The following is a 22,538-nucleotide window of genomic DNA, read 5'->3' as shown; positions in this document are numbered from 1 at the left end:
GCAAGACGCCTTACAGCACGTTTTTCGAAGCCTGCGCGCGACCGAGCACCGAATGCCGGCGCGAGTAGACGAAATAAATCGCGAGGCCGATCACGAGCCAAACGACGAACGCGACCCACGTCATCGCCTTGAGATTGAGCATCAGAAACAGGCACGACGCCACCGCGAGAATGGGCACCACCGGCACGCCAGGACAGCGGAACGCGCGCGGCAAGTCCGGATGCGTGCGGCGCAGGATCAGCACGGCGATGGACACCATCGAGAACGCCGCGAGCGTGCCGATGTTGATGAGCTCCGCCAGCACGTTGAGCGGCACGAGCGCGCCGATCAGCCCGAAGAAAATGCCGACGAGCCAAGTTGTAAAGAAAGGCGTCGAGTAACGCGGATGAACTTTCGAGAGCCGCGCGGGCAAGAGTCCGTCACGCGACATCGCGTAGATGATGCGCGTCTGGCCGTAGCTCATGACGAGGATCACGGTGAGCATGCCGAGCACCGCGCCTAAGTCGATGAAACCCGCGACCCAGTTCTGTCCGACCACTTGTAGCGCATACGAAACCGGATGCGAAACGCCCGCGAACTGCGCCGACGGCACGATGCCCGTCACGACCGCCGCGACGGCGACATACAGCACCGCGCACACGGCCAGCGACGAAATGATGCCGATCGGCAGATCGCGCTTCGGGTTCTTCACCTCCTCGGCGGCGGACGACACCGAATCGAAACCGATGAACGCGAAGAACATCACCGCCGCCGCGCCGAACACGCCCGACCAGCCATTCGGCATGAACGGATGCCAATTGGCGGGCGTCACATGAAACACGCCGACGGCGATCACCAGCAACACGACGGTCACCTTGATCGCGACCATGATGTTGTTCACGCGCGTGGATTCCTTCACGCCGACCGACAAGAGCGCGGTGATCGCCATCATCACCAGAAATGCGGGCAGGTTGAAATAGGTGACGTGGTCGGGCAACGCGCCGGGCGCGGCGGTAAGTACGGTCGGCAGCGAGATGCCGAAGCCCGACAGTAGCGATTGCAGATAACCCGACCATCCGACCGACACGGCGGAAGTGGCAAGCCCGTATTCGAGCATCAGATCCCAGCCGATGATCCACGCAGCCAGTTCGCCAAGCGTGGCGTAAGAATAGGTATAGATGGAACCGGCGACCGGAATGGTCGAAGAGAACTCGGCGTAGGCAAGCGCCGCGAAACAGCACGCAATTGCCGCGACGATGAACGAAACCATGAGCGCCGGGCCGGCTTGCACGGCGCCGGTTCCCGTCAGCACGAAAATGCCGGTGCCGATGATGGCGCCAATACCAAGGAAGGTGAGATCGAGCGCGCCCAGAGTCTTCTTGAGCGACGTGCTGTGGGTGGCAGCCAGCATGTGCTCGATGTTTTTCTTGCGGAACAACGACATTGCGGTGAGTCTCCTAAAGGCGCTCAAAGGCACCGTACCTCGGGAAAACCCGATAGTTTAGCGGAGACTGGAAGCATGCCCAAAGAACGAGCATTGGACGCCCTTTCCTTGCGCATTTTTTACAGATCGTTCGTTTTTTATCTTGTTTAAGATAAATTCCGGGACTTTTCAGCCCGCTATTGCCGGGTTCATGTCGATGAGGCGATGGCTCATCACATAGAAGGTCAGTTCGGCGTTGTTCGCAAGCTGCATCTTGTCGAGTAAGCGCGCCCGATAAACGCTCACTGTTTTCACCGACAGCGAAAGCGCGTGTGCGATGTCCGTGAGCCGCTTACCCGAAGCCAGCATGCACAGCGTCTGGAATTCGCGGTCAGAGAGTTGCTCGTGCGGCATGCGCTCCGAACCAAGCGAAACGTAGTTCGCAAGCGCTTCCGCCATTTCCGGGCTCACGTATTTGCGGCCCGCCGCGACTTGCTGGATCGCGCCGATCATGAGCGCCGGGTCCGCCGTCTTCGAGAGATAACCCGCCGCGCCGGCCTTGAGCGCGCGCACGGCATATTGATCTTCGCGATGCATCGAAAACATCAGCACGGGCAGGCGCGGCATGTCGCGCTTCAGGCGCTTGAGTACGTCTAGACCGTTTACATCGGGAAGCGAAATGTCGAGCATCGCCACGTCGGGCGCGTGGCGCGCGGCGAGTGCGAGCGCCTGAACGCCGGTTCCGGCTTCGATCACCTCCGAGGCCAGCTCGCGCTCGATCAGCAATTGCGCGACGCCACGGCGCACGATGGCGTGGTCGTCGGCGAGCAGGATGCGCAGCGCCATGCGCGGCCTCAGGCGTTGGCCGCGCGCCGAACCGGACGCGGCGGGCATACCAGCGGAATGCGCGCGTGCACCGCGACGCCGCCCATCTCCGATGCAGCGACGCGCACGCTGCCGCCGAACGCCTCGCATCGCGCACGCATGCCGGGCATGCCGAAGCGGCCGGTCTTGCGACGCGCGGCGGGCGTCATGCCGATCCCGTCATCGTCGATGACGAGCGTCACGCCTTGCGCGTCACGCTCGACATTGACTCGCGCGCGCGTCGCCCGGGCGTGGCGTGCGACATTGGTCAACGCTTCCTGCATCACGCGTAAAAGCGCGACGGCGAGACCAGGCGGGAGATCGTCGAAGCGGGAATCGTCGGGGCAGACGAAATCGACATGAATGGCGGCACGCGCGCCGAAGGTGGCGATCCAGTCGGCAAGTCCGGTGGTGAAACCGGTGTCGAAGGGCGGCGCTTGCAAATCCTCGACGATTCGATGACTCGCTTCGCCCGCTTCCGCGATACAGTCGCGCGCCTGGCGAAGCGCATCGGCGCAAGCGGCAGGGGCATTGGCGGGAAGCCAGTATTGCGCGCGGGAAATCGCCAGGTTGGCGGCGGTCAGAACGGCGCCCATCTCGTCGTGCAAGTCCTGCGCGAGTGTGCCGCGCGTGTGCGCTTCGATGGCGGCCAGTTGCGTGGTGAGTTCGTCGATGCGCGCCGCGAGACTGCGCACTTGGCGATCGCTCTTGAAGCGTGCGTCGATCGGCACGGAGACTAGCGAAGCGGACGCGCGCGGCGCCTTGCGTGTTTCAGGCGGAATTCTGGCCGACGAGTTCATTCAATGTCTCCCAAGTGAGCGCAACTAGAGTTACGTCGCCAGAAGACACATGTGGCGTAACTAAATTTACACTCCGTAACATCGACGACGGACGATACCGTTGCGTCATCCGTCTGAGCGTTGCGGAATCATATCTCAAAATGATTATAAAGCCATATCCGGCAAGGCTTTGAGACATGAAGCTCATGCCGTTTGGCAAACATTGCCACTGTCCGCTGGCAACCGGTGTCATGCCACAGGCGGCCAATTTGTAACAATGCCCCGGCGAATCGGCGCGAAAAAAAACCGGCGCACGAAAGCACCGGTTTTCTCGACAGGACAAACAGCAGTCGAATCAGCCGACGAAAGCCTTTTCCACCACGTAATGTCCCGGATGATTGTTGCTGCCTTCCTTGAAGCCAAGGCTGTCGAGCAACTCGCGCGTGTCGCGCAGCATGTGCGGGCTGCCGCAAAGCATCACGCGGTCGTTTTCAACCGAGAACGGATCGACCGACAAATCCGCGAACAGCTTCTTCGTTTCGATGAGGTCGGTGATCCGGCCGCGATTCGCGAACTCTTCACGCGTGACGGTCGGGTAGTACACGAGCTTCTCCGACACGATCTCGCCGATATGCTCGTGCGCCGGCAAGTGCTCGGTGATGAAGTCCTTGTACGCGAGTTCATCGACGAAACGGCACGTGTGCGTCAGCACGATCTTGTCGAAGCGGTCGTAGACGTCCGGGTCCTTGATGATCGACATGAAAGGCGCGAGGCCCGTGCCCGTCGAAAGCAGCCACAGCGTTTTGCCCGGCAACAAGTTGTCGGCGACGAGCGTGCCCGTCGGCTTCTTGCCGATCAGCACGGGATCGCCCACCTTCAAATGCTGAAGGCGCGACGTCAGGGGGCCGTCCGGCACCTTGATGCTCAAGAATTCGAGATGCTCCTCGTAGTTCGCGCTCGCGAGGCTATAGGCGCGCAAGAGCGGCTTGCCTTCGACTTCGAGGCCCACCATCGTGAACTGACCGTTCTCGAAGCGGAACGACGAATCGCGAGTGCAGGTGAAACTGAAGAGCGTGTCGGTCCAGTGGTGGACGCTCAGAACGGTTTGAGAATTAAGGTTGCTCATGGCTTCTTGGACTGTGCGAGAACGATGATGCGATGACGCGGTGCCGCTCGCCGCCTGCCGAATGCTCTGGCGGGAACGGGCATCGAAAAGACTTTGCCGCGCTTTACTACGCAAAAGGACGATCGTATGGGCTGATGTCGGCGCTTCGGTATCACGCGGCCTGCTCAAGACTTGAGCCGAAGCACGCGCGCAAACCAGACAACCCAGCCGGACAACCCGGCGCAATCGAGCATTTTAACCCGATCGACATTTGCCGTCGTGTCGCGGCCGTGCGGCATAGAGACTGGCTGGACGCGCGTGGGACTCTGCGGGACGGCGCGCACCTGGCTGCTCGGCCTGGCGAATGATTGCGAAGAACGGGAGACGCGCGTCGAACACGCCGCAAATCACAGCCAAAAAGCCGCCGAGCCCGCATGATAGCAACGGATTCCGCAATAATCCCGAAATACCCTTCTGACGGTCGGGCCGGGACAACGGCGGGACGACGCGATCAGATGCGTTGATCCGTCGACGGCTTCTCCCACAGATTCACGCCGCCTTCCTGCGCATGCTTGTCGATCTCGGCGAGTTCCTCTGCGCTGAACTCCAGATTCTTCAGCGCGGCGACGTTCTCGACGACCTGTTCCGCGCGGCTCGCGCCGATCAGCACCGAAGTCACACGGCCACCGCGCAACGCCCACGCGAGCGCCATCTGCGCGAGGCTCTGACCGCGACGCTCCGCGAGTTCGTTGAGCTTGCGCACATGCGCCAGATTCTCGTCGCTCAAATGCTCCTGCTTGAGCGATCCGCCGCCCGCCTTGTTCACGCGCGCATCCTGCGGCACGCCGTTCAAATACTTGCTCGTGAGCAAGCCCTGCGCGAGCGGCGTGAACGCGATGCTGCCGGTGCCGAGATCGTCGAGCGTATCGAGCAGTTCGTGTTCGATCCAGCGATTCAGCATGTTGTACGACGGCTGATGGATCAAGAGCGGCACCTTGTGCTCGGCCAGCAAGCGCGCCATTTCGCGCGTCTTCGACGCCGAATACGACGAAATGCCGACATACAGCGCCTTGCCCGAATGAACGGCGGTTGCGAGCGCCCCAGCGGTTTCTTCGAGCGGCGTGTCCGCATCGAAACGATGCGAGTAGAAAATGTCGACGTAATCGAGGCCCATGCGCTTCAGGCTTTGATCCAGACTCGCGAGCACATACTTGCGCGAACCGCCGCCGTTGCCGTAAGGTCCCGGCCACATGTCCCAGCCGGCCTTCGACGAAATCAGCAGCTCATCGCGATACGGCCGGAAGTCGTCCTTGAAGATCCGGCCGAAGTTCGTTTCCGCGCTGCCATACGGCGGGCCGTAGTTGTTGGCGAGATCGAAGTGCGTGACGCCGAGATCGAATGCCGTGCGCAGAATTTCGCGTTGCGTCGAGATGGGCGTGGTATCGCCGAAGTTGTGCCACAGACCAAGAGACAACGCAGGAAGTTTCAATCCGCTCTTGCCGCACGTGCGGTATTGCATCTGCGTATAACGCTCGGAAGCTGCTTCGTATGCCATATCGAATTCCCTTTGCGTGCTGGTTGACTGAATCGGTTTCGGGGACTGCGTTCGGGCGTTGTGCGGCACGTGCTCGCCGCTCCGCCGGTCGAGGCCGACAATGTTAAGCCAATCCGCCGCAAGCCGTACGACCCTCGTCCAGACGGCCTACGCGGGAACGTTCTGGTCCGACGCCAGACCAATGCAAATCCCAAATGAAGGAATCTGACCGATGAACTCTATCGATAAGCTGCGCCCTGCCTACGATTCCCTGTTAGCCCTTGCCGTGACGTATGGCATCGACTTCCTCATGGCGATCCTGATCCTCGCCGTCGGATGGTGGATTTCGAACTTCGTCGCCAACGCGCTGCGGCGCACGCTCGGGCGCACGCATATCGACGCCACGCTCACGCCGGTGCTCGCCAGCGTGGCGATGTGGGCCATTCGCGTAGTCGCCATCGTGGCCGCGCTCGGCAAGTTCGGCATCGCGGCGGCGAGTATCCTGACCGTGCTCGGCGCGGCCGGACTGGCTATTGGCCTGGCGTTGCAGGGCACGCTGCAGAACATCGCGGCGGGACTGATGCTGTTGTTGCTGCGCCCGTTCCGCGTGGGCGATTACATCGAGGGCGTCGGCACCACGGCCGGAACCGTGAACGAGATCGGTCTCTTCACCACGCGCCTCACCAAGGCCGACGGCATCGTCATGTTCGTGCCGAACAGCACGATCTGGGCGAATCCCATCACCAACTACAGCGCGAACGAACGCCGCCGCGTGGTGCTCAACTTTCAAGTGGCGCACGGTCAGAAGGTCGAACATGTGCTCGAGGAATTGCGCCGGCTCGTGAGCGAAGATCCGCGTATCGTGCAGGAAGCGCCGTCCGCGCCGTGGATCGCGGTAACGGATTACACCGACACCGGCGTCAAGTTCAACGTGGGCGCATGGACGCGCGCAAGCGATCACGCGAGCGTACAGGCCGAATTGCTGCGCAAGATTCAGCCGCTGACGCGCGAGCAGATCACCTGAAACCGGGACGACTGGACGCGAGCGGGAAGATTGAATAACCTGTCGCGCCTTACCTTCCGCGAGACTGGCCCATGACCCGAGCGATTTCCGTTGCGTTGATTGTCGGCGGCATCGTGCTGCTTTATTTCGGCGGCCAGTCGTTTCATTCGTTGAGTAACGACGTATCGCGCTTTTTCACCGGTTCGCCCACGAACAAGACTATCTGGCTGCTCGCGGGCGGCGTCGTGGCCACGCTCGCGGGAATGATCGGCCTTGCGCTGCCGTCATCCCGCCGATAAAACGCAAAACGCGCTCAGACGAGCGGCACTTCCGGTTTCGCGGCCGACCGCGTGCCTGGCAACGGCACGTTGCTCGCACCGTGATACGTGTAGACGAGCGAGAACTTCACCTTATCGCTGAGGTTTTTGCCCGCCGAGTGCAGCGTATTGCAGTGGAAGAACACGACATCGCCAGGTTCGAGCGCGGGCGAAACCGCCGTGCGGATCAGCGCGGCGTTTTCGGGCAGGTCGGAGCGGAAGAATTTCGCTTCATCGAAGCGGTCGGACGTGAACGGCAGCTTGTGCGAGCCCGGCACGAACCAGAGCGCGCCGTTGTCGACGGTTTCATCGCCGATTGCGAGCCATGTCGAAACCAGATCGTCGCGCTCGAAGCCCCAGTAACGCACGTCGCGATGCCAGCCGGTGAGGCTGCCGTAAGCGGGATGCTTCGTCATCACGCAGTTGTGATGCGCACGCGAAAGGTACGGCGTCTCGCCGAAGTACAACTCCATCCAGCCGCGAATCTCGGGCGATGTCGCGAACTCGGCGAAGAGCGGATCACGCACGTAGGCGTCAAGCAGACGGCGCACGGTGTGTCCGCCGGGCGCGTCCCGGGAATCGGGCGCGCCGGGGTATTTCAGATCGGCTTCGAATTCGAGCGGCGTCGCCGCCTCCGCCAACTGGCGGCGCGCAACTTCGCGTAACGCTTGGCAGCGCGCTTTAGGCACCAGCCCCTTGACGACGACGAAGCCCGTCTCGCGCAATTCGCGCACTTGTTCTGATTTCGATTGAAGCGGATTGTGTTCGGACATTTCAGTTCTTACCTCGACGGCTTCACGTGACTTCATTCAACCATCGCAATACCCGGCATCCGGGCGAATAGCACGATTGTAAATCTCACGCGCGGCTAAAGCCCGTTCGGCCTGCGCTTTAACGGCGCGACCGGCGTTTCGTCCGGCATTCAGCAGGGAAAACGCGGACTTACCGGAGTAATAATGGTCCTGTACATTGCCTGCATCAATTCGGTGCAACTTCCGCAGGCTCGTTGGATCGAATCCGTTGATCGCTATTTTTGAGACGACTATCGTCGAGTTGCCTCCATGCAACCGACTCTTCCCGATATGAACCACCGAATCGCTTCCGGCCTGACCCGAGTTGCTTCACACGCCGCGCGCCCGGCTCGACGCGGCGTGGTTCGCGCACTGCGCCACCATTCCGCGCGCACTCAGGCGCTCGCGGAACAGCTCATGCACGTGCATCCGGTCGTTGGCATTCGCTCGTGGTTTCGCGGCTTCTTCTTCAATCTTCGGGCGCGCACGGCATCGCGCAAGGTGTCGTTGAGAGCGCTGCTGCGCCGTCCGATGCAAGCCCGCGCGCCCGCACTGCCGAAGCCTCAGGCGGCGGCCCACACGAGCCGCCGTCCGCGACGTATTTCCGCTAGCAGCGCGGGTTGGTATGCATTCGCGGCACGCTGAAGGCCCGCGCGGCGCGCTTCGATAAAAGCGACGCACAAAAAAACCGGCAAGCGCGATGCTTGCCGGTTTTCGTTTTGCCTGCCGAACCAATACGACGCTTTATGCGACGCTCGCAACCGGTTCCGTGCCCGCGGCTTCCGCGAGCGTGAGAGCCTTGTCGGTGGCTTCCCACGTGAATTCCGGCTCTTCGCGGCCGAAGTGGCCATAAGCCGCCGACTTCTCGTAGATCGGACGCAGCAGATCCAGCATCTGAATGATGCCCTTCGGACGCAGGTCGAAGTGTTCGAGCACGAGCTTCGTGATCTCGGCATCCGACACGCGGCCCGTGCCGAACGTGTTGACCATGACCGAAGTCGGGCGCGCCACACCAATAGCGTACGACACCTGAATCAGGCAACGCGAGGCCAGGCCCGCTGCCACGATGTTCTTCGCGACATAGCGGCCGGCGTAGGCAGCCGAGCGGTCGACCTTGGACGGGTCCTTACCCGAAAACGCGCCGCCGCCGTGAGGGGCCGCGCCGCCGTAGGTATCCACGATAATCTTGCGGCCCGTCAGACCGCAGTCGCCTTGCGGACCGCCGATGACGAAGCGGCCCGTGGGATTCACCAGGAACTTGATGTCGCCCTTGATGAGATCCGCCGGCAACGTCGGCTTGATGACTTCCTCGATCACGGCTTCGCGCAGGTCCGAGAGATCGATGTCCGGTGCGTGCTGCGTGGAAAGCACGACGGTGTCGATGGAATGCGGACGGCCATCGACATAACGCACGGTGACTTGCGACTTCGCGTCCGGACGTAGCCACGGCAGACGGCCGTCGCGACGCAGGTTCGCCTGACGCTCGACCAGACGATGCGAAAGGTGGATAGGCAGCGGCATGAGTTCGGGCGTTTCGTCGCATGCGTAGCCGAACATCAGGCCCTGGTCGCCCGCGCCTTGATCGAGGTTGTTGTCGTGCGCCTTGTTCACGCCTTGCGCGATATCCGGCGACTGCTTGTCGTAAGCGACGAGCACCGCGCAGCCGCGATAGTCGATACCGTAGTCGGTGTTGTCGTAGCCAATGCGTTTGATGGTGTCGCGCGCAACCTGGATGTAGTCGACATTGGCCGTCGTGGTGATTTCGCCCGCGAGGACGACGAGGCCGGTGTTACAGAGCGTTTCCGCTGCGACGCGCGAGTATTTGTCCTGACTCAGGATTGCGTCGAGGATGGCGTCGGAGATTTGATCGGCGACCTTGTCCGGGTGGCCTTCGGAAACGGATTCGGATGTAAACAGATAGTCGTTCGACACGCTTCAGACTCCAATTAAAGTACGTTGTGGTTTGCTCACGTAGCCGACTTCGTTCGGAGTCTGAAGCGGCGACGCTTTAGCGGATGTCATTAAACTCCAGCCCTTCTCCACAGATTGCATGAAGGCCGGCCGGCTTCGCCCCGCAAGTTGTCCATTAACTCGGCGAAGGTCTTATTATACCGGTTTCCCGTGTTTTTACTGAGCCGAACGCTTGTCCCCATTCGTCCCGAAACAATCTTCTGTCCATAGTTCACCTCCGTCTGTTCGCTGGAGCACCTCATGTTAGGGCGCATTGGCGTGGCGCTCGCCTTCGGCTTTCTCAAGTTTCTGGCGCTCATCCCTTACGGCATCACGGCACGTTTCGGCGACGGACTCGGCTGGCTGCTCTATCAGATCCCGAGCAGACGCAAGCGCATCGTACATACGAACCTCGCGCTCTGCTTTCCGGACTGGTCGCCCGAGCGCCGCGAGGAAGTCGCGCAGCAGCATTTCCGCCACGCCATCCGCAGCTATGTGGAGCGCAGCGTGCAGTGGTTCGGCTCGGCCAAGAAACTCGAAAAACTGATCGAGGTGGACAGCGCCGTCGATCTCTCCGACCCGAACCTGCCGCCCACGCTCTTTCTCGGCCTGCATTTCGTCGGCATCGAGGCGGGATCGATCTTTCTGAACTACTCGCTGCATCGGCAATGCGGGTCGCTGTATCAACCGTTCTCGAATCCGCAGGTCGAGGAAATCGCGAAAGCGCAGCGCGCCCGCTTCGGCGCGGACATGGCGAGCCGTGCGGACAGCGCGCGTATCGTGCTGCGCTGGCTGCGCGACCGCAAACCGGTAATGCTCGGCGCGGACATGGACTACGGCATGCGCAATTCCACCTTCGTGCCGTTCTTCGGCATTCAGGCGTGTACGTTGACGGCCGTCGGCCGGCTGGCGAAAGCGGGCAAGGCGCAAGTGGTGCCGTTCATCGGCGAGGTGCTGCCGAACTACAAGGGATATCGGCTGAAGATTTTCGAGCCGTGGCAGAACTACCCCACTGGCGACGACGAAGCCGACGCGCGCCGCATGAACGAGTTCCTCGAAGAGCAGATTCCGCACATACCGGAGCAGTATTACTGGGTGCACAAGCGTTTCAAAACGCGTCCGCCGGGCGAGCCGGGCTTCTATTGAGCGCGCATGGCGCCGTGGTGGCGCAGATCGTCGCGAAACGTCATGAAACGTGACGGTGAGGCTCACATACAATAGCGCCATGAAACTCAAATTCACCAAGATGCAAGGCGCGGGCAACGACTTCGTCGTGCTCGACGGCTACACGCAGGCGCTCGATCTGAGCGCGCAGCAAGTGCGTGCGCTCGCCGACCGTCATTTCGGCGTGGGCGCGGACCAGTTGCTGCTGGTGGAAAAGCCGACCATCGAGGGCGTCGATTTCAAATACCGCATCTTCAATTGCGACGGCGGCGAGGTCGAACATTGCGGCAACGGCGCGCGCTGCTTCGTGAAGTTCGTGCGCGACCGCAAGCTGACCGACGCCGCCACCGTGCGCGTGCAGGTGCAAAACGGCGTCATCACGCTGACCATGCAAGCCAATGGCGAAGTGACGGTCGACATGAGTACGCCGGTGTTTCATGCGCCCGAAGTGCCTTTCGACGCGCACGGTCTGGAAGGCCGCAACGAAGGCAACGACACGCTCTGGCCGCTCGATCTGAACGGCTACGCGAATGAACCGCGCTGGATTTCCGTCGTCTCGATGGGCAATCCGCACGCCGTGCAGATCGTGGATGACGTGGAAGCGTATCCCGTGCTCGTCGAAGGTCCGCTGATCGAGCGTCACGCGCGCTTTCCGAAGCGCGTCAACGCGGGCTTCATGCAGATCGTCGATCGTCATTCGGTCAAGCTGCGCGTCTACGAACGCGGCGCGGGCGAAACGCTCGCGTGCGGCACGGGCGCGTGCGCGGCGGTGGCGGCAGGCATCCGGCGCGGCATGCTCGACACGCCGGTGCGCGTCGAGACGCACGGCGGCACGCTCACCATCGGCTGGGACGGCGCACGCGACGAATCCGCGCCGCTTTTCATGGCCGGACCCGCCGCGACGGTTTTCGAAGGCGAGATCGACCTCGACCGCATCGCCGGCTGAGTTTGCATACGCATCGCATCATTACGACCATCGACCATGAATCCACGCGAAGTCGCCGATTATCTGCTCGACAACCCCGATTTCTTCACCGAGCACGCTGAACTGCTCGGCACGATCCGGTTGTCCAATCCGCATGGCAAATCCGCCGTGTCGCTGCAGGAACGCCAGATGGAAATGCTGCGCGACAAGAACAAGCAACTCGAACGGCGCCTCGCCGAACTGCTGCGCTACGGCCACGAAAACGACAGCATCTCGACGAAGTTCAACCGCTGGACCGTGCGCGTGATCGCGCAGCGCGATCCATACGCGTTGCCCTCGACCATCAGTCGCGGCCTGTGCGAAGTCTTCGACGTTCCGCACGCCGCGCTGCGCGTCTGGGATGTCGACGAAGGGTATCGCCAGGCCGACTTCGCGCGTCAGGTCGGCGAGGAAGTGCGCATCTTCGCGAACAATCTGGAAGTGCCGTATTGCGGCGCGAACAGCGGCTTCGCGGCGGCGCAGTGGCTTGGCGCGCCGAACTCGGCGTCGGCTACGACCGTTGCCGGAGAAGGCGCCGCGCAGCGCAAGATCGAATCGATCTCGCTGATCGCCCTGCGCGATCCGCAAGCCGGTCCGGATGCGCCCACCTTCGGCCTGCTCGTCATGGGCTCGCCCGATCCGCGCCGCTTTCACGACGGCATGGCGACCGACTTCCTCACGCAGATCGGCGCATTGGCCAGCGCGGCTTTGAGCCGTCTGATGCCTTACTGAGATCGCCATGGACGCCGCCGAAGCCATCGCCACGTATCTTTCGATGCTCGAACACGAGCGGCGTCTGTCCGAACACACTTTGCGCGGCTACACGTACGAACTGAGCGAACTGCGCGCGCTCGCCAAAGACCGTCCGCTCGAATCGCTGACCGCGCTCGATATGCGCGGCGCGGTGGTCAGGGCGCATTCGGCGGGGCTGTCGTCGCGCTCCATCGCGCATCGGCTGTCGGCGTGGCGGGCGTTTTATCGATGGTTCGCGCAGCAAGTCGACATGCCCGCGAATCCGGTGGCGACCATTCGCGCGCCCAAGCGCGAGAAGAGCTTGCCGAAGGCGCTTTCCGTCGATGACGCCATGGCGCTCATGGACGCGCCCCAGGCCGGCACAACCGAAGCCGCGCGCGATCACGCGATCCTCGAACTCTTCTACTCGTCCGGCTTGCGGCTCGCCGAACTGGTCGGGCTGGACGTGCATTTCGTCGAGACCGCCGAATACCGCTCGCAAGGCTGGCTCAATCTCGCGCACGAGGAAGTGACGGTGCTCGGCAAGGGCAACCGGCGGCGTTCGGTTCCGGTCGGACGCAAGGCAGTCGATGCCTTGCGCGCGTGGATCGCGGTACGCGGCGAATTCGTCAAGCACGACCCGCACGCGCTCTTCATTTCGGTGCGCGGCAACCGCATGGCGCCCGGCGTGGTGCGCGAGCGCGTGAAGCGCATGGCGCTCCTCGCGGGCATTCCGTCGAACGTACATCCGCACGTGTTGCGGCATTCGTTCGCCACGCATGTTCTGCAATCGAGCGGCGACCTGCGCGCCGTGCAGGAGTTGCTCGGTCACGCGAGCATCACGGCCACGCAGGTCTATACATCGCTGGATTTTCAGCATCTCGCTCGCGTCTACGATTCAGCGCACCCGCGCGCGAAGAAGCGCGATTAACCTGCGGGCGCTTGCATGAGCGCCCGCGCCTGACATTCTCATGCATACCATCACGCTCAAACCGGCGAAGGACAGGTCGCTCGTTCGCCGCCATCCGTGGATTTACGCCAACGCCATCGCGCGGATCGACGGCAATCCCGCGCCTGGCGCGACCGTCGCCGTGCGCGCGGCCGACGGCCGCTTTTTGGCGCGCGCGTCGTATAGCCCGCATTCGCAGATTCGCGCGCGCGTCTGGTCTTTCGACGAAGCCGAACCGGTCGATCACGCGTTCTTCAAGCGTCGCGTGCAGCGCGCGGTCGCGCATCGGCAGACGATGGTGCGCGATACCGGCGCCACGCGTCTCATTTTCGGTGAAGCGGACGGCTTGCCCGGCTTGATCGTCGATTACTACGTCGCCGACGAAGGCGCGCGCGCGCAACTCGTTTGCCAGTTCATGGCAACGGGCGTCGAAGCTTGGAAAGAGGCGATCGTGCAGGCGCTAATCGACGCCACCGGCTGTCCGAACGTCTACGAACGCTCGGATGTGTCGATTCGCCAGAAGGAAGGGCTCGAGCAAACCACCGGCGTGCTCGCCGGCGACGCGCCGCCCGAGACGCTCATCACGAACGAATGCGGCGTGCGCTATCACGTCGATGTCATGCACGGCCACAAGACAGGCTTCTATGTCGATCAGCGCGACAACCGCGTGCTGGTTCAGCAAAACGCGGAAGGCCGCGAAGTGCTCAACTGCTTTTGCTACACGGGCGGCTTTTCGCTCGCGGCGCTCAAGGGCGGCGCCACGCGCGTGGTGTCCGTCGATTCGTCCGGCGACGCGCTCGCCCTGGCGCGCGCCAACGTCACGGCAAACGGCTTCGACGCCGAACGCGCCGAATGGCTCGACGCCGACGCGTTCAAGACCTTGCGCCGTCTTTACGACGAAGGCCGGCGCTTCGACCTGATCGTGCTCGATCCGCCGAAGTTCGCGCCGTCGAAGGAAAGCGTCGAGCGCGCCGCGCGCGCTTACAAGGACATCAACCTCAGCGGTTTCAAGCTGCTGCGTCCGGGCGGGCTGCTCTTCACGTATTCGTGTTCCGGCGCGATCGATTCGGACCTCTTCCAGAAGATCGTCGCGGGTGCGGCGTCGGACGCGCGTGTCGATGCGCGCATCCTCAAGCGGCTCGGCGCGGGCGTCGATCACCCTTTGCTGACGGCTTTTCCCGAAGGCGAATACCTGAAAGGGCTGCTGTTGCAAATTGCGTGAGCGCCCTTATCTAGCGGCCACGTAACCGGGTCGCACGGAGCACCGGTTCGGCAAATATGTTTCAATATTCGACTCATTGCGCCTGCCGCGGCCCGCGCAATCCCCGAACACAGACAAGGACACAGGCGACACCATGATTCCCGTAACCATCCTGACCGGCTTTCTGGGTAGCGGCAAAACCACGCTGCTCAAGCGCATTTTGAACGAGCAGCACGGCATGAAGATCGCCGTGATCGAGAACGAGTTCGGCGAAGAGAACATCGACAACGAAATCCTCGTGCAGGAAACGAACGAGCAGATCATCCAGATGAGCAACGGCTGCATCTGCTGCACGATTCGCGGCGATCTGGCGCGCGCGCTGGAAGACCTCGCTAACCGCAAGAAGGCGGGGACGCTCGATTTCGACCGCGTGGTGATCGAAACGACGGGTCTCGCGAATCCGGGCCCCGTGGCGCAGACGTTCTTCATGGACAACACCGTCGCCGACGAATTCCTGCTCGACGCGATCATCACCCTCGTCGATGCAAAACACGCGAACGCGCAGCTCGACCAGCACGAAGTGGTGCAGCGTCAGGTCGGTTTCGCGGACCGCCTGTTCATCACCAAGTCCGATCTCGTCGATGCCGCCGCGCTCGAAGCGCTCAAGCATCGCCTGCTGCACATGAACCCGCGCGCGGCCATTCGCGTCGTCAATTTCGGCGATGCGGACATCAAGGAAATCTTCGACCTGCGCGGCTTCAATCTGAATTCGAAGCTCGAGATCGACCCGGATTTCCTCGCGGAAGACGACCACGACCACGATCACGGCCATGACCACGCGCACGATCACGGCGACGACCACGATCACGCCACTTGCGGTCACGATCATAGCCACGACCATGAGCATCATCATCACCATCACGCGCATCACGACGACAAGATCAAGTCGTTCGTGTATCGCAGCGACAAGCCGTTCGATCCGAACCGCCTCGAAGACTTCCTGGGCGGCATCTTGCAGATCTACGGCGAGCGTCTGTTGCGCTACAAGGGCGTGCTCTATATGAAGGGCGTGGATCGCAAGGTCGTGTTCCAGGGCGTGCATCAGATGATGGGCAGCGACCTCGCCAGCAAGTGGATGCCGATCGAGAAGAAGAACAGCAAGATGGTGTTCATCGGTATCGAGTTGCCGAAGGATCTGATTTTCGACGGCCTCGACGCCTGCCTCGTCAAATAGATTGGCATGCATATCGCTTGATAGCCGCGGTTCCCGTCTTCCGGAAGCGTGCGCGAAAAGCTGGAAACGCCGCCGCGGCCTATCGCGCGCGGCGTTTTTCGTAGCGTGACTTTCGTGCGGCGTGTGTAGTCGCGACCACGAAGCAGCATCGCTTTTTGTACGTCCACGCGTTATATTTTTGAAATTCCGACATAAATTGACAGGGTTTTCTCGTTGTCGTCGGAAATTGCGGTTCAGTTACAATACAGCCCCACTGGAGAAGGGCAAATCCGTTTGGCGCATGGCTTGAAGTCACATCTGAGCCTTACGCTGTCGGATGTCAGGAGAAGGGATGGCCTGTTTTGCGTTATCTCGATTTAGCGGGGGAAGGCGAATCGAAACAACGCAGGAAGGCCCGGCCCGCGGACATGCGAAAAAATGCCCCGCGTACCGGACACATCCGTAATCGGTTTCCAGAGGAGTTCGGCCCCGCATCGACGTGTCGCGTGATGCCATGACGCTGCATGCGGGTAATGTAGTCGGGGCGTTGCGGAAGACTTCGCCTTACATTGAAGAAGCAAGCAGATGACAACGAAACTCTTGACCGAAGCCGAAATCCTGAAGATGAGCGAGAAGGACTACATGAACGAGGAACAGCTCGCCTTCTTCAAGAACCGGCTCGAACAGTTGCAAGCCGACATTCTCAAGAATGCCGGACAGACGACCGAGAACCTGCGGGAAACGGTGATCGTGCCGGACCCGGCGGATCGCGCGACCATCGAGGAAGAGCATGCACTGGAACTGCGCACGCGTGACCGCGAACGCAAGCTCCTGAAGAAAGTGCAGCAGTCGCTCGCGCGCATCGAGTCCGGCGATTACGGCTGGTGCGAGGAAACCGGCGAGCCGATCGGCATTCCGCGTCTCATCGCGCGCCCGACCGCCACGCTCTCGCTCGAGGCACAGGAACGCCGCGAACTGCGTCAGAAGCTGTTCGGCGACTGAAGCGCGTCTCTCTCGGCGAACGTCGCGGGGCCGCCCGCCACGGGGAAGACGCCGCCGCGAAATTCGCGTGTTCGAACGCTCCGGTACACGCAAGGCACACGCATCCGCGTGTGCCTTTTTGTTTGCGCGGCGCGTCCTGCGCATTGCGTGTCTTGATAAATTCCCCATCGCCCTAAAATGAATCCGACGCGCCCGTTCACGACGACGGCGCGTGCGCGGCGCCGGACGCTCGTCTTTTCGAGTCGGGCGGAACCCCGCGCCGTGCACTCCATCGAATTCTCGACTGCGTGGCGGTTCTTTAGATCGAGCCGCCCGCGTCCTTCGTTTTCTCAAGGAACGCACATGGAACAATTTCACGGCACGACCATCGTCTCCGTGCGAAGCGGCGGCAAAGTCGCGTTGGGCGGCGATGGTCAGGTGACGCTCGGCAATATCGTCATGAAAGGCGGCGCGAAGAAAGTGCGCCGTATCTATGGCGGCAAGGTGCTGGTCGGCTTCGCCGGCGGCACGGCCGACGCGTTCTCACTGCTCGACCGCTTCGAAGCCAAGCTGGAAAAGCATCAGGGCAATCTCACGCGCGCAGCCGTCGAACTCGCCAAGGACTGGCGCACCGACCGCATGCTGCGACGTCTCGAAGCCATGCTGATTGCCGCCGACGCGCAAGCCACGCTTGTCATCACCGGCAACGGCGACGTGCTCGATCCCGAAAACGGCATCTGCGCCATCGGCTCGGGCGGCGCGTACGCGCAAGCCGCGGCACAGGCGCTCGCCGAAAACACCGAACTCTCTCCGCGCGAAATCGTCGAGAAGGCGCTGACCATCGCCGGCGACATGTGCATCTACACCAATCACAATCGCGTCATCGAGACGATCGAGTAAGCGCACGCGCGCAAAGGACCAACGATGACCACCATGACTCCCGCCGAAATCGTCTCGGAACTCGACAAACACATTATCGGCCAGGGCCGCGCGAAGAAAGCGGTCGCGGTCGCGCTGCGCAATCGCTGGCGCCGTCAGCAAGTCGCCGAGCCGCTGCGTCAGGAAATCACGCCGAAGAACATTTTGATGATCGGGCCGACGGGCGTCGGCAAGACCGAGATCGCGCGACGTCTCGCGAAGCTCGCGGACGCGCCGTTCATCAAGATCGAAGCGACCAAGTTCACCGAAGTGGGCTACGTCGGCCGCGACGTGGACAGCATCGTGCGCGATCTGATCGAGATTTCGGTGAAGCAGACGCGCGAATCCGAGATGAAGAAAGTCCGCACGAAAGCCGAGGATCGCGCCGAAGACCGCATTCTCGATATTCTGCTGCCGAGCGCGCGGCCGGTTGGCTTCGGCGCGTCGAGCGCGGCGGAATCGGCCGAGGACAGCAACAACGTCACGCGTCAGACCTTCCGCAAACGGCTGCGCGAAGGCGCGCTCGACGACAAGGAAATCGAACTCGATGTCGAACAGCCGCAAGTCGGCATGGACATCATGGGTCCGCCGGGCATGGAAGACATGACCGAGCAGATTCGTTCGATGTTCGCGAACATCGGCGGCGGCAAGAAGACGCGCCGCAAGGTGAAGGTGAAGGAAGCGCTCAAGTTGCTCACCGACGAGGAAGCCGGCAAGATGCTCAACGACGAAGAGGTCAAGAGCCGCGCGGTGCAGAACGTCGAGCAAAACGGCATCGTGTTTCTGGACGAGATCGACAAGATCGCGTCGCGCAGCGAAACCGGCGGCGCGGAAGTGTCGCGCGCAGGCGTGCAGCGCGATCTGCTGCCGCTCGTCGAAGGCACGACCATCAACACGAAATACGGGATGATCAAGACAGATCACATTCTGTTCATCGCGAGTGGCGCGTTTCACCTAGCCAAGCCAAGCGATCTGATTCCCGAACTGCAAGGGCGTTTTCCCATTCGCGTCGAGCTGGATTCGTTGTCCGTGCAGGACTTCGAGTCGATCCTGAATTCCACCGATGCAAGTCTCGTCAAGCAATACAAGGCGCTGCTCGCGACCGAAGGCGTGGAACTCGATTTCGCTGATGACGGCATCCGGCGTCTCGCCGAAGTCGCGTTCTCGGTGAACGAGAAGACGGAGAACATCGGCGCGCGGCGGCTTTACACGGTGATCGAAAAGTTGCTGGAGGAAGTGTCGTTCGCGGCGGGGAACCACGCGGGCACGCCGGTGCGAATCGACGCGGCGTATGTGGATCGCGCACTGAACGACGTGGCGCAGGACGAGGATCTTTCTCGCTACGTGCTGTGATGTAACTCGGTGAAAACGAACCGGGCGAGCTTCAGACGCCCGGTTTTTTTACGCCCGAAAGCCATGCGGCGCGCGGCATCGCCAAATACGACAGACGAAAAAAAGCCCGCCTAGTTGGCGGGCTGAATCCATATCAGGAGGAGACATGGAGGAGACAGTTCCAATACTACACAGCCACTTGATGCGACGCAATAGTTTTTTTAGTAAAAACCCCTATGGCGCCGAAGTGTGGCATCTGTGCGTCACAATTCTGAAATTGCTGGACGCGGCGCGCGATGACAGCGCAAGAAACGGCGCGTAACCTTTCTCACAGGGCCTTACAGTGGATTCACGCCCTTCCACTGGAGCAGCCATGAACATCGCGGAAACCTTTCATATCGTCCCTGATTTCGATACCGACGCCGGCCGCTGGCAAGCCGTGGTCGATCGCGACGCGCGCGCTGACGGCGCATTTTTCTTCGCGGTGCGCACCACGGGCGTATTCTGCCGTCCGTCGTGCGCGTCGCGGGCGCCGCGACGGGAGAACGTCGAGTTCTTCCAGACGACGGATGCCGCCGCCGAGGCGGGTTATCGGCCATGCAAGCGTTGCCAGCCGACCGGCCTGCCGCGCGAACTCGCGATTGTCGAGCGCGCGTGCAAGGTACTCGACGCCGATCCGCAGCGGCGCCTGACGCTCGCGCAACTGAGCGACGCCGTGCACGTCAGCCCGTTTCATTTGCAGCGCTTGTTTTCGCGCATCGTCGGCGTATCGCCGCGGCAGTATCAGGCGGCGAGGCGCGCGGGCGTGCTGCGTGAAGCGTTGCAACACGGCCAGGACGTCACCCGTGCGACCAACGACGCCGGTTTCGGCTCGCCTTCGCGTCTGTACGACGCCGTTCCCGCCGAACTCGGTATGACGCCATCGGCCTACAAGCGCCGTGGCGCGGGCTCGACCGTGCGCTATACGACGGCCGACACGCCGCTCGGCGTCGTGTTGGTCGCGGCAACCGACAAGGGCATCTGCAAGATCGCTTTCGGCGACGATGGCCGCGCACTCATCGATCAATTGGCGGTGGAATTCGCCATGGCCGAGCGAATCGAGGATGCCACGCGACTGGAGCCGTTCGTCGCGCAAGTTCTGGCCTACGTGCAGGGCACGCGCGAACGTTTCGATTTGCCGCTCGACATCGGCGCGACGGCGTTTCAAGGGCGCGTCTGGGAAGCGTTGCGCAACATTCCCTACGGGCAGACGCGCACCTATTCCGAGATCGCCGAAGCGCTCGGCGCGCCGCGCGCGGTGCGGGCGGTGGCGAACGCGTGCGCGTCGAATCCGGTGGCGCTCGCGATTCCCTGCCATCGCGTGATTGGCAAGGACGGCGCGATCACGGGGTATCGCTGGGGCGTGACGCGCAAGGAGGCCTTGCTCGATACCGAACGCGCGCAAAGGGACGCGAAGTCCTGAGCGCGGCCCTCGCAAACCCCGGAAATCCCCGCTAACGCCCGCCGCCATTGGGCCCAAGCACGTCGAACACCGAGATGTTAAAGTGCCCGCTACCCGAAAATAAGACCGGGCGCGAAACACCTGCGCTCCTCGCTCAACGGCTTCAATGGCAAACCAGCAATCCGCTCACCCCAAGGCCGGCGCCTATCAGCGCCGGCTCGCCGCGCTCGCGTCCGGACCGCACGCCAACGCGTTGCGTCAAGGCTTGCGCGGCATCGAGAAAGAAAGCCTGCGCGTGACGCCCGAAGGCAAGCTCGCGACGACGCCACATCCGCGTTCGTTCGGCTCGGCGCTGACGCATCCGCTCATCACGACCGACTATTCGGAAGCGCTCGTCGAACTCATCACGCCGGCGGAAACGGATATCACGCTGACGCTCGATCGTCTCGATCTGCTGCATCGTTTCGCCTACGCGCATCTCGGCGACGAGTTGCTGTGGAACGATTCGATGCCCTGTTCGCTGCCGCCAGAAGACGACATTCCGCTCGGGTTTTACGGCACGTCGAACATCGGTACGCTCAAGCACGTGTACCGGCGCGGGCTGGCGCTGCGCTACGGCCGCACGATGCAATGTATCGCGGGCATCCACTACAACTATTCGCTCGACGAAAACGTCTGGCGCGCGTGGCAAGCGCTCGATCCGTCGAGCACGCTCTCGGCGAAAGACTTCCAGTCGGAGCGTTATTTCGCGCTCATCCGCAATTTCAGGCGCACGAACTGGCTGCTGATGTATTTGTTCGGCGCATCGCCCGTGCTGAACCGGCGCTTTATCGAAGGCAAGGCGCATAGCCTGGAAGCGCTCGACGCGGACACGTTCTATCTGCCGCACGCCACCAGTCTGCGCATGAGCGATCTGGGCTACACGAACAACCCCGCGCAGGCGGATTTATTGCCGAGTTACGACAATCTCGCCGCGTATGTCGACGTGCTCGCGAACGCCGTGAGCCAGCCATATGCGCTTTATCAGGCCATCGGCACGCAGCGTAACGGCGAGTGGGTGCAGATCAACACCAACGTATTGCAGATCGAAAACGAGTTCTACTCGACCATTCGGCCTAAGCGCGTCACGCGTTCGGGCGAGCGTCCGCTGCATGCGCTGGCCGATCGCGGCGTGCAGTACATCGAAGTGCGTTGTCTGGATATCGATCCGTTCGAGCCGACCGGCATTTCCCTCGCCACTTCGCGCTTTCTCGACGCCTATCTGCTTTACTGCGCGCTCGAAGACAGCCCGCTGCTCTCGCGCGAAGCGAATCTCGAAGCGAACGGCAACTTCACCAAGGTATCGAAGGAAGGACGCAAGCCAGGACTGACGCTCACGCGCGACGGCGCGTCCGTGTCGATGCAGCAATGGGCCGAGGAATTGTTCGACGCCATTGCGCCGGTTGCGAAGATCCTCGATCAACTCGACGGCACGAACGACACCACGCGCGTGCTCGAAGCACTGCGGCCGCGCATTCGCGATGCATCGCTGACGCCTTCGGCACGCGTGCTTCAGACGATGCGCGACAAGCAGCAATCGTTCGATGCCTTCGCGCTCGACTTGAGCCGCCAGCATGCGGAGTTCTTCCGCGAGCGTCCGCTTTCGCCCGAAGAAGCAGGCGAGATGGCCGCGCTTGCCGCGAAGTCGCTGGAAGAGCAAGCCGACATCGAACGCAATCAAACCGAAACGTTCGACGAATTCGTCACCGCGTATCGCGACTACAAGGCGGGCGCGCGCTGAACCGGCGCGTAGTTTTACCTTGCCCGCGCCTCGTGCGCGCGGCAAGCGTTACGCGTGTTTGAAACAACCCGAAACGCGCAGACACGCCGCCCGGCGGGATCAGTCAAAATGATCAAGG

General features: G+C 62.0%; 21 protein-coding genes. 14 read left to right on the top strand and 7 right to left on the bottom strand.

The features are described from left to right. Positions 1–10: 10 nt before the first annotated feature. The 5 genes from P9250_RS18610 to mgrA all read right to left on the bottom strand — a co-directional run bounded on the left by P9250_RS18610 (position 11) and on the right by mgrA (position 5,705). Positions 11–1,423, bottom strand: coding sequence for an amino acid permease (locus P9250_RS18610; protein ID WP_250466256.1), 1,413 nt, complete (start codon positions 1,421–1,423; stop codon positions 11–13). Positions 1,424–1,591: 168 nt separating this feature from the next. Continuing rightward, positions 1,592–2,248 carry a response regulator transcription factor gene (locus P9250_RS18605; protein ID WP_250492867.1) on the bottom strand — a complete coding sequence of 219 codons (657 nt, stop codon included), beginning with the start codon at positions 2,246–2,248 and terminating at the stop codon, positions 1,592–1,594. 8 nt (positions 2,249–2,256) lie between these two features. After that, on the bottom strand, positions 2,257–3,066 hold the full coding sequence (locus tag P9250_RS18600) for an ATP-binding protein (RefSeq protein WP_310394512.1): 810 nt from the start codon (positions 3,064–3,066) through the stop codon (positions 2,257–2,259). A 334-nt stretch (positions 3,067–3,400) separates the two neighbouring features. After that, positions 3,401–4,171 carry a ferredoxin--NADP reductase gene (locus P9250_RS18595; protein WP_244826671.1) on the bottom strand — a complete coding sequence of 257 codons (771 nt, stop codon included), beginning with the start codon at positions 4,169–4,171 and terminating at the stop codon, positions 3,401–3,403. A 490-nt stretch (positions 4,172–4,661) separates the two neighbouring features. After that, complete coding sequence (mgrA, locus tag P9250_RS18590) at positions 4,662–5,705, bottom strand: L-glyceraldehyde 3-phosphate reductase (protein ID WP_244826670.1); 1,044 nt, start codon at positions 5,703–5,705, stop codon at positions 4,662–4,664. A gap of 211 nt (positions 5,706–5,916) precedes the next feature. Here mgrA and P9250_RS18585 point away from each other — a divergent pair, with 211 nt between their 5' ends. Continuing rightward, positions 5,917–6,708, top strand: a complete 792-nt coding sequence (locus P9250_RS18585; RefSeq protein WP_244826669.1) for a mechanosensitive ion channel family protein — start codon at positions 5,917–5,919, stop codon at positions 6,706–6,708. A 71-nt stretch (positions 6,709–6,779) separates the two neighbouring features. Then, positions 6,780–6,986, top strand: coding sequence for a DUF3185 family protein (locus tag P9250_RS18580; RefSeq protein WP_244826668.1), 207 nt, complete (start codon positions 6,780–6,782; stop codon positions 6,984–6,986). 14 nt (positions 6,987–7,000) lie between these two features. Here P9250_RS18580 and P9250_RS18575 read toward each other — a convergent pair whose 3' ends face one another. Then, the gene (locus tag P9250_RS18575; protein WP_310394509.1) at positions 7,001–7,777 is read right to left on the bottom strand and encodes a phytanoyl-CoA dioxygenase family protein; all 777 of its coding nucleotides are present in this window, start codon (positions 7,775–7,777) and stop codon (positions 7,001–7,003) included. 309 nt (positions 7,778–8,086) lie between these two features. Between P9250_RS18575 and P9250_RS18570 the strand changes: the two genes are divergently transcribed. Further along, positions 8,087–8,440: a hypothetical protein gene (locus P9250_RS18570; protein WP_244826666.1), complete on the top strand. Its 354-nt coding sequence runs from the start codon at positions 8,087–8,089 to the stop codon at positions 8,438–8,440. A gap of 99 nt (positions 8,441–8,539) precedes the next feature. On the opposite strand, the gene metK is transcribed toward P9250_RS18570, so the two are convergent. Continuing rightward, positions 8,540–9,727 carry a methionine adenosyltransferase gene (gene metK, locus P9250_RS18565; protein WP_244826665.1) on the bottom strand — a complete coding sequence of 396 codons (1,188 nt, stop codon included), beginning with the start codon at positions 9,725–9,727 and terminating at the stop codon, positions 8,540–8,542. 279 nt (positions 9,728–10,006) lie between these two features. Here metK and P9250_RS18560 point away from each other — a divergent pair, with 279 nt between their 5' ends. The 11 genes from P9250_RS18560 to gshA all read left to right on the top strand — a co-directional run bounded on the left by P9250_RS18560 (position 10,007) and on the right by gshA (position 22,420). Continuing rightward, positions 10,007–10,891, top strand: a complete 885-nt coding sequence (locus tag P9250_RS18560; RefSeq protein ID WP_244826664.1) for a lipid A biosynthesis lauroyl acyltransferase — start codon at positions 10,007–10,009, stop codon at positions 10,889–10,891. Positions 10,892–10,970: 79 nt separating this feature from the next. Continuing rightward, positions 10,971–11,855, top strand: a complete 885-nt coding sequence (gene dapF, locus P9250_RS18555) for a diaminopimelate epimerase (RefSeq protein WP_310394506.1) — start codon at positions 10,971–10,973, stop codon at positions 11,853–11,855. Between the two features lie 36 nt (positions 11,856–11,891). Next, positions 11,892–12,605 carry a DUF484 family protein gene (locus P9250_RS18550; RefSeq protein ID WP_244826662.1) on the top strand — a complete coding sequence of 238 codons (714 nt, stop codon included), beginning with the start codon at positions 11,892–11,894 and terminating at the stop codon, positions 12,603–12,605. Positions 12,606–12,612: 7 nt separating this feature from the next. Continuing rightward, a complete protein-coding gene (gene xerC / locus P9250_RS18545) occupies positions 12,613–13,536 on the top strand; it encodes a tyrosine recombinase XerC (protein ID WP_250509699.1) in 924 nt (307 codons plus the stop codon). A gap of 40 nt (positions 13,537–13,576) precedes the next feature. Further along, positions 13,577–14,776, top strand: a complete 1,200-nt coding sequence (locus tag P9250_RS18540) for a class I SAM-dependent rRNA methyltransferase (protein ID WP_250492862.1) — start codon at positions 13,577–13,579, stop codon at positions 14,774–14,776. A gap of 133 nt (positions 14,777–14,909) precedes the next feature. Continuing rightward, positions 14,910–15,989: a GTP-binding protein gene (locus P9250_RS18535; protein ID WP_250466241.1), complete on the top strand. Its 1,080-nt coding sequence runs from the start codon at positions 14,910–14,912 to the stop codon at positions 15,987–15,989. 564 nt (positions 15,990–16,553) lie between these two features. After that, complete coding sequence (gene dksA / locus P9250_RS18530; protein ID WP_035962045.1) at positions 16,554–16,970, top strand: RNA polymerase-binding protein DksA; 417 nt, start codon at positions 16,554–16,556, stop codon at positions 16,968–16,970. A gap of 342 nt (positions 16,971–17,312) precedes the next feature. After that, a complete protein-coding gene (gene hslV / locus P9250_RS18525; protein WP_244826658.1) occupies positions 17,313–17,849 on the top strand; it encodes an ATP-dependent protease subunit HslV in 537 nt (178 codons plus the stop codon). A 24-nt stretch (positions 17,850–17,873) separates the two neighbouring features. After that, positions 17,874–19,220 carry an ATP-dependent protease ATPase subunit HslU gene (gene hslU / locus P9250_RS18520; protein WP_244826657.1) on the top strand — a complete coding sequence of 449 codons (1,347 nt, stop codon included), beginning with the start codon at positions 17,874–17,876 and terminating at the stop codon, positions 19,218–19,220. 352 nt (positions 19,221–19,572) lie between these two features. Then, positions 19,573–20,661 carry a bifunctional DNA-binding transcriptional regulator/O6-methylguanine-DNA methyltransferase Ada gene (gene ada / locus P9250_RS18515; protein ID WP_250466237.1) on the top strand — a complete coding sequence of 363 codons (1,089 nt, stop codon included), beginning with the start codon at positions 19,573–19,575 and terminating at the stop codon, positions 20,659–20,661. Between the two features lie 145 nt (positions 20,662–20,806). Then, a complete protein-coding gene (gene gshA / locus P9250_RS18510) occupies positions 20,807–22,420 on the top strand; it encodes a glutamate--cysteine ligase (protein WP_310394502.1) in 1,614 nt (537 codons plus the stop codon). The last annotated feature ends 118 nt before the right edge of the window (positions 22,421–22,538 follow it).

It is taken from the genome of Caballeronia sp. LP006, from assembly GCF_031450995.1.
Taxonomy (GTDB): domain Bacteria; phylum Pseudomonadota; class Gammaproteobacteria; order Burkholderiales; family Burkholderiaceae; genus Caballeronia.
The sequence above is the reverse complement of the archived record's forward strand: the minus strand, read 5'-3'. Positions and strand labels throughout refer to the sequence as shown.